General features: G+C 41.8%; 6 protein-coding genes and 1 pseudogene. 5 read left to right on the top strand and 2 right to left on the bottom strand.

The window, feature by feature from the left end; all coding sequences use genetic code 11:
* The first annotated feature begins 55 nt into the window (after positions 1 to 55).
* Complete coding sequence (locus tag KUG37_RS04630) at positions 56 to 379, top strand: hypothetical protein (protein ID WP_216937092.1); 324 nt, start codon at positions 56 to 58, stop codon at positions 377 to 379.
* Here KUG37_RS04630 and KUG37_RS04635 read toward each other — a convergent pair.
* Positions 303 to 1,880 carry a pitrilysin family protein gene (locus KUG37_RS04635; RefSeq protein ID WP_216940227.1) on the bottom strand — a complete coding sequence of 526 codons (1,578 nt, stop codon included), beginning with the start codon at positions 1,878 to 1,880 and terminating at the stop codon, positions 303 to 305. The two genes, KUG37_RS04630 and KUG37_RS04635, sit on opposite strands and share 77 nt — an antisense overlap.
* An 11-nt stretch (positions 1,881 to 1,891) precedes the next feature.
* Entirely contained in the window at positions 1,892 to 3,286 is a 1,395-nt protein-coding gene (locus tag KUG37_RS04640) for a pitrilysin family protein (protein ID WP_216937090.1), read from the bottom strand.
* 178 nt (positions 3,287 to 3,464) lie between these two features.
* On the opposite strand from KUG37_RS04640, the gene ftsY reads away from it, so the two are divergent.
* The 4 genes and pseudogenes from ftsY to KUG37_RS04660 all read left to right on the top strand — a co-directional run bounded on the left by ftsY (position 3,465) and on the right by KUG37_RS04660 (position 7,045).
* The gene (gene ftsY, locus KUG37_RS04645; protein ID WP_216940229.1) at positions 3,465 to 4,568 is read left to right on the top strand and encodes a signal recognition particle-docking protein FtsY; all 1,104 of its coding nucleotides are present in this window, start codon (positions 3,465 to 3,467) and stop codon (positions 4,566 to 4,568) included.
* A 176-nt stretch (positions 4,569 to 4,744) separates the two neighbouring features.
* Entirely contained in the window at positions 4,745 to 5,434 is a 690-nt protein-coding gene (locus tag KUG37_RS04650) for a nitroreductase family protein (RefSeq protein ID WP_216940231.1), read from the top strand.
* Between the two features lie 196 nt (positions 5,435 to 5,630).
* Complete coding sequence (locus tag KUG37_RS04655; RefSeq protein ID WP_216937087.1) at positions 5,631 to 6,224, top strand: nitroreductase family protein; 594 nt, start codon at positions 5,631 to 5,633, stop codon at positions 6,222 to 6,224.
* A 214-nt stretch (positions 6,225 to 6,438) separates the two neighbouring features.
* Positions 6,439 to 7,045: pseudogene (locus tag KUG37_RS04660) on the top strand (DUF2057 family protein).
* Positions 7,046 to 7,478: the final 433 nt, after the last annotated feature.

Raw genomic sequence — 7,478 nt, forward strand, 5'->3', positions numbered from 1 at the left:
CTGACTTGAACTTATGCAGTGGCGACCATACACTACCTTTAACCTGAGGTAGTGTATGTCTATAGATACAGAAAAACTAAGTCAATTTTTCAGCAGAATTAATCTGGAACAGATTTATAACAGTGTGGTTATTTTTATTATTGCAGTGATTTTATTTTTAGCCGCATTTGCTCTCTATCGTCCGCTTAACATTACTCAGGTCACCCAGATTCGGCAACTTTCCGAACAGCAAAACTTACCGCAAACTCAGGATATGGCACTTGCTCTATTAGAGCAGCAGCATATCCGCCGTGGACAGTATCTTAAATTGATGCAGGCTTATCAGCAGGAGTCGTCGCGGGCACGTCAACTTCCACCGGTTTCTGTGGAGATGCGTTAGGCACAGGGTTTGTGGGTAAGTAGAAATTGGTATCAATCAAATTCTGCTCCAAACGCATTTTTAAGGCATCTTTATCCAGTTCTTTGTTGACGACAACTAGAGTTAAACGATCTGGATGGAAATGCTTGCGTACTGCATTTTGTACCTCTGTTGCCGTGATCTTAGCCAAGCGCTCTGGATAACTGGATAAATAATCATTTTGTTCACCATAAAAGCCCATATTACCTAATTGGGCATTAATGGTGGCATTACTGCTGTAATTGTTAGGGAAGGCCCGCAGCATGCCTGCTTTGGTTTCTTCCAGACGCTGAGCATCAATCGGTTGACTGACAAAGTTGATAAATGCCTGATGTGCGATCTGAATGCTGTCCAGCAGTTGATCCTGACGCGTAGAATATTTAAAGCTGAATACTCCCGGTGCCTGACTAAAGCTTAATGAACTATAAGCTCCGTAGGTAAAACCACGTTTGACCCGTAGTTCCTGCATGAGTACCGCATTAAATCCACTACCGCCAAACATGCGATTGGCGACTTCTAAAGCCAGTTTTTCTTCAGTAAAGCGGGTTGGGCCTAAATGTCCAAAAGTGACATGTGCCTGAGACGAGTTATAGGCTAAATGTACCACTTCAAAACCAGATTTAATTTCAGGTTGGGGTAATGCCGCTGCTTTTTGTCCTTGAGGTAAATTGCCGGCAATTCGTTCAGACAGTTCGCGTGCCTGCTTCGGGCTAAGTTTCCCCGTAATAGCAATATTCATATTTTGTGCCACCAGAAACTGATCGCGGAATTTTTTTAATAATTCTGCGTTAATTTTCTTGGTACTGCCTTGGGTGCCACTAATCGGTTCTGCATAAGGATGTTGGCCATACAGGGCGCGATAAAAGCGGATATCCATTAGCCGGCTGGGATTTTCCTGTAATTGCTTTTGTCCTACTTGTGTATTGCTTAATGCCAGATTAATACTGGATGGTTTAAATGAGGCATTCTTTAAAACCTCCATCATCATTCCGAGTGCCGGCTCCAATTTCTTTGGGTCTGAAAGCGTACGCAGACGAACCACGAACATGTCCCGATAAGCTTGTACGCTAAATTGTGCACCGGTTTGGTCAAAAACTGCCGCCACCTGGTTCGCGTTATATTTGTCTGTACCTTCACGCATCAACTTGGCTGCCATATTTGACAGACCAGAGAGTCCTTTGGCAATTTCCTGATCACGGGCCGAGCCGGCATTAAAGGTCAGCTGGATATCCACCATCGGAAGATCCTGCGTTTCAACAAATAGCGTACGTACCTCGTAGCGGTTGTTCAGGTCATGAATGTACGGTGCCTGAAATGCACGCTGCGGATTGATGTCTTTGAGACTTTGCAACAGGGGAATAGACTGTAACTGGTTCGGATTATCATTTTGATCAGGTTCAGGATCCAGATAGTTTTCTGGATGGACAGCAGTACCAAAACTTAAAATAGGAATAAGTAAAAAAGGACGGAGGTGATGAAGCATTGCAATCCCCATTATTGGGCTTTTTGTTCAGGCGAGAGATAAAGTGTACTGAGGTTGTCACGGACGAAATAGGCATTGGCGACGCGCTGGATATCCTGGACGCTGACACTTTCAAAGTGTTTCGGTAATTCATCCATCAGGCGATAACTCAGTCCATTTACTTCTAGATTTCCAATCATTTTGGCCTGGCCAGCAATATCGTCCTGGCTATAAATTAAACTGGAAATAAAGCGGGTGCTGATAGGGTTAACTTCCTGCTGGGTCATGGCGGTGGTTTTGAGTAAATCTACTTCATCCTGAATTGCTTGCTGTGCTTCTTGCAAAGATACGCCTGGTGCAGGTAGGGCAGAAATGCCAAACAGGCTGTCACCTCGATTATAAGGATCATAAGAAACACTGACAGAGGTCAGGATCTTACGATCACGTACCAAGCGGTCTTGCAGGCGCGAAGAAATACCACTGTCCAAAAGGCTGCGAATAATAGTCAAGGCATACGAATCTTGGGGGTTTTTGGCAGTAGCGAGAGATTTTACATTCCAGGTCATGTACAGATTTGCTACCTGAACATTGCTGTTAATTTCCATATGCCGATAGCCCAAGCGTTCAAATTCCAGTACATCATTGCGTGCTGGTGTTGGGCGTGAGGGGATGTCAGCAAAATATTTTTGTACCTGAGCCAAAGCCGCTTCAGATTCTACATTCCCTACAATCACCAGAATGGCATTATTCGGGCTATACCAGTCCCGATACCATTTTTTGACATCATTCAATTGAATATTGTTCAGGGTTTTCATATGCCCAATCACCGGCTGGCGATAATGGCTGGTTGGATAACTGATCCATTTAAACCGTTCAAAGGCCTGAGCACGCGGGTTGTCATCGGTACGCTGTCGCCGTTCCTCCATGACCACTTTAATTTCTGGCGCAAAGTCCTGCTGCCGCAGTAATAAGTTACTCATACGGTCAGATTCAAGTTCCAAGGCCATGGGAAAATAGGCTTTCGGATAGAGCTGATAATAATTGGTGTAATTGGTAAAGGTGGCTGCGTTGATACTGCCGCCATAAATCCGGCTAAGACGGGTAAATTCGTCATTTGGAACTTTATGCGTACCTTTGAACATCATGTGTTCAAGTGCATGTGATACCCCCAAAATATTTCCAGATTCATCACTGCTGCCGACTTTGTACCAGATCTGTGTCATCACCATGGGCGCACGATGGTCTTCTCGAATAATGACTTTTAAACCATTAGCTAAGGTAGTTTCAAAAGTAGTACGTGACAATTCACTTCGGGTTTGGGCCTGAACCGGGCTAAAACTCAGGCTGAGCAAGACAGCGCCGAGTGGATAAAGCATCTGTTTGATCATTTGAGAGAAAGAGGAGACAGTCAAAAAGGTGGTGGACACTAGATCTCCCAAAAATAGGCATTTGTATTTATAGTTATTTTTAATAAATGCGTGCTTGAAAGCAACCGAGAGCTGTAGCTTTTTGGTATGTTTGTCCAGCATTTGCATTGCTAGCTGCAAAGCAGGCAAGTTATGGTAGAATCTGGGTTTTTAACGCAATGCTTTTCAAGGATTCGGCATGCAACAGCAATCTAATGGGCAAAACAAATTTTTGATTGATGCTGATATCGGAGATGATGATGTCACATTACCGAGCTTACCTGCGGTCAATGTGCCTATCGTAGAAACGCCAGGTGAAACAGCTGTAGTTTCTGCACCTGCCTTAACAGAAGCAGAGACCGAAGATGCTGCGGCTAAAGGTGGCTTCTTTAGCCGTATGAAAGAGGGTTTAACCAAAACCCGTAAAAATCTTGCCGGTGGGATGGTCAATATCCTGATTGGTGGTAAAGAAATTGATGATGAATTATTAGAAGAAGTCGAAGAGCAGCTTTTGGTGGCCGATATTGGTGTTGAAGCAACCAGAACTATTATCGCTAACCTGACTGAACGTACAGCACGTGGTGATCTGATCTACTCGCATTCACTCTATAAAGCGCTTCAGGAAGAACTGGTGGCTTTATTGGCACCACGGGTAAAACCGATGCATATTGATCCGAATAAATCACCTTATGTGATTTTGGTGGTCGGTGTGAATGGTGTCGGTAAAACCACCACGATTGGCAAACTGGCCAAACGCCTACAAGGTGAAGGTAAGACTGTCATGCTGGCAGCAGGTGATACTTTCCGTGCAGCTGCAACTGAACAGCTACAGATCTGGGGTGAGCGTAATAATATTGCGGTCGTGGCTCAAGGCCATGGTGCAGACTCAGCTTCGGTCATTTTCGATGCTTTTGAAAGTGCTCGTGCCAAAGGTGTAGATGTATTAATTGCTGATACAGCCGGTCGTTTGCATAACAAAGGTTATTTAATGCAGGAATTGACCAAAATAAAACGTGTCATGCAGAAAATTGATGCTACTGCACCGCATGAAGTCATGTTGGTTGTGGATGCCGGAACAGGCCAGAATGCCATTAACCAGGTCGAAATGTTTGATGAGGCTGTAGGCTTAACCGGTTTGACGATTACGAAACTGGATGGCACTGCCAAAGGTGGTGTGCTGTTTAATATCGCCAGTCGTACCCATGTGCCGATTCGCTTTATTGGGGTGGGTGAAAAAATTGATGATTTACGCCCATTCTCTGCCAAATCTTTTGTTGCTGCATTGTTTGAAACTGAAAAATGAATAATGCGTTATAGTTCACACAAACTCCGCTAAGTGCGGAGTTTGTTGTTTTTAAAGGGTTTGAATGTTCTAAAAAGCAGCTTGAAAATATCAAGCAGAGTTATCTGTCTCAATAAAACCATTATAATTATAGGGGATTATCCGGGCTGTTTTAGCTTGGTTTTGTGAGGTAGAGCATGGCATTGCTAAATAAAATTGGTCAGGTATTAACAAGCGATATAACCAAGGACTTTAAATTTTCGAAAAAAAACAAACCGAATAATGACTTGGAACTGACTTTTGTTGATCAATTGAAAAAGCGCCGTAGTGTCTATCAACTTGGAAAGCGGGTGCATTATAGTCAGGCTTATCTTTGCGAAATCATTCAGGAAGCCGTACGCAGTTGTCCTTCCGCGTATGATTCTCAAAGTACGCGCATTGTGGTGTTATTTGCGGATTCTCATTATAAGTTCTGGGAAATTGTTAAACAGGTCCAACGCCAGCATGTACCAGGGCATATTTATGAAGGAGTAGAGCTGAAACTGAATCAGTGTACTCAAGCCTATGGCACGATTTTATTCTATGAAGATCAATCCGTGATTCAGCAATTACAAAAGAAAATGCCATTAAATAGCGAGGATTTTCCAACATGGTCTGAACAGACTTCCGGTATGGCGCAATTTGCCGTATGGGCAACGCTGGCAGATTCTGGTTTGGGAGCATCCTTGCAGCATTATAATCCACTGATTGATGAAAAGATCGCTGAGCATTTTGACATTGAAAAGAACTGGTGGTTGCGTGCACAACTTTGCTTTGGTTCAATTGAGCAAGCGGTAGAAGAAAAATTACAAAAGTCGGATCAGCACCGTTTCAAAGTATTTAATTAAAATTCTATAGAACGCATGATCTCGAACGGCATGCTAGCGGTGCATGGAATTAGATACAAATACGCTACTCAGAACTAAATCCGATTGTTCTATAAATAAAACACATTGTTATCGAAATGCACCTGTATTGGGTGCTTAAAGCACGTAGTATGACTTTATCGAGTTACTGATAATCAAAATATACAGAGGTGAATTCATGGCATTTTTAGATCAGATTAAGCAGCGCCGTAGTATTTATTCGATTGGAAAAAATGTAAGTCTGGATCAGGCAGAAATTGAAAAAATTATTAAAGATGCAGTGAAATACAGTCCTTCATCTTTTAACTCGCAAACATCACGTGTGGTAATTTTATTCGGGCAATCACATGATACCTTCTGGCATATTGTACGTGAAACTTTACGTGATCTTGTGTCAGCAGATGCATTTGAGGCGACCAATAGCAAGATCAATGCTTTTGCTGCAGGTTATGGTACCGCACTGTTTTATGAGGACCAGAATGTGGTGAAATCAATGCAGGAGCAGTTTGCACTCTATGCCGATAATTTCCCGGTCTGGTCAGAGCATTCTTCTGCTATTGCACAGTTTGCAACCTGGACAGCTTTGGCAGAAAAAAATATTGGGGCTTCATTACAGCACTACAATCCAATTATTGATGAAGAAGTTGCACAAACTTTCGGAATACCATCTCACTGGAAACTTCGCGCTCAGTTGGTATTTGGTTCGATTGAAGCACCTGCAGGCGAAAAAACCTTTATAGATGATGCAGAGCGCTTTAAGACTTTCACATAAATCGTTTTAGGTCGAAAAGTTAGATGAAAAGAAGCACTTTAGTGCTTCTTTTTTTATATCTTAGAGTCATATTTATTAGATATTATGTGATATGTCTAGCCAAATAAATGCTAAAAACTCAGGCTGTATCACTCCAGCTTTGTCATAAAATTGTCATTTAGACGCAGCATAGTGCAGCTAATTTTTAATAAATAACCAAAAATGAGTAAAGGATATGGGTTTACCTATTGCAGCAACTGCCGCAGTATTTTTATTTAGTACATCAGTTTTTCGGCAGTGACTGTCACAGTACCTGAAGAAATAAAAAGTGTTGCCGTAAATGACCAGGAGCTAAAGTCCGGTCTATTACGTTCTAATCAAGCTTATGCTTTAGATGCAAGTGTAAATGCGATCAGCGTACGCTATAACGAATTTTCCCAGCATACGGATAACTCACATGACATTTTAATGTCGGGTGTGGTTGCGCTTAAAACCCCAAGTCTTAAAGATGGTGAAACTTATCGTTTATTCCTCATTCAGGTGCCTGAAGATTTTGAAGCCGCACAGAAATATAAGGTCAGCCAATTATTGGTCCCTAGTATGATGCAAAAAATCAGCTGCTGGTTCAGCAGACGGGTGCTAAAGATGCAGCGAAACCATGGTTTGGAAATCGTATGCTGACTAAAAAAGTTGATATGACAACTAAAGCTGCAACAGAAGTGAAGCAACCTGCAGTCGTATATACTCAGTTAGCGGATCAGGTTGATCAGCAGCTGATTCAATTATGGCAGAAGGCCTCGAAAACTGAGCGTCAAAAATTTATGGTGTGGCTCGCTGAGTAGACAAATTAAAATATTCTTATGAAGAATCAAAAAGATCATGTTTAGGTGATCTTTTTTTATAAGAATAAGGCTGGGTAATTCACATTTGCTTAAACTTTTAATGCAGAAATAGATAGAAAAACTCAAAAAAAATGTTAAAAATAACCTTTTAGGTCAAAAAATAAACGGATGGTTGCTTTTTTTGAATATTTCCAAGAAAAGCTCTTGCGCTTGTTTTGAAACTGTATAGAATACGCAGCACACCAACGCAATGCATGAAACGAAAAGTTAAGTGATTGGGTTGGAGCTTAGAACTGACGAGGTTTTAAGAAGATCATTAAGAGCTTATGAAGAACAACTTGTGTGGATTTTTACCGGTTGATTGATCGAAATTATTTTCATTGATTGATGGTAGAAATTACTCGAAGTTTATTTGAGAAATATTTGTCAGAAA

This window comes from Acinetobacter sp. BY419 (assembly GCF_019038395.1).
Taxonomy (GTDB): Bacteria; Pseudomonadota; Gammaproteobacteria; order Pseudomonadales; family Moraxellaceae; genus Acinetobacter.

Excerpts from the sequence above, each read along its gene's own strand:
- KUG37_RS04630 (WP_216937092.1), top strand. The coding sequence starts at position 56 with ATGTCTATAGATACAGAAAAACTAAGTCAATTTTTCAGCAGAATTAAT.
- KUG37_RS04650 (WP_216940231.1), top strand. The coding sequence starts at position 4,745 with ATGGCATTGCTAAATAAAATTGGTCAGGTATTAACAAGCGATATAACC.
- KUG37_RS04635 (WP_216940227.1), bottom strand. The coding sequence starts at position 1,880 with ATGCTTCATCACCTCCGTCCTTTTTTACTTATTCCTATTTTAAGTTTT.
- ftsY (WP_216940229.1), top strand. The coding sequence starts at position 3,465 with ATGCAACAGCAATCTAATGGGCAAAACAAATTTTTGATTGATGCTGAT.
- KUG37_RS04655 (WP_216937087.1), top strand. The coding sequence starts at position 5,631 with ATGGCATTTTTAGATCAGATTAAGCAGCGCCGTAGTATTTATTCGATT.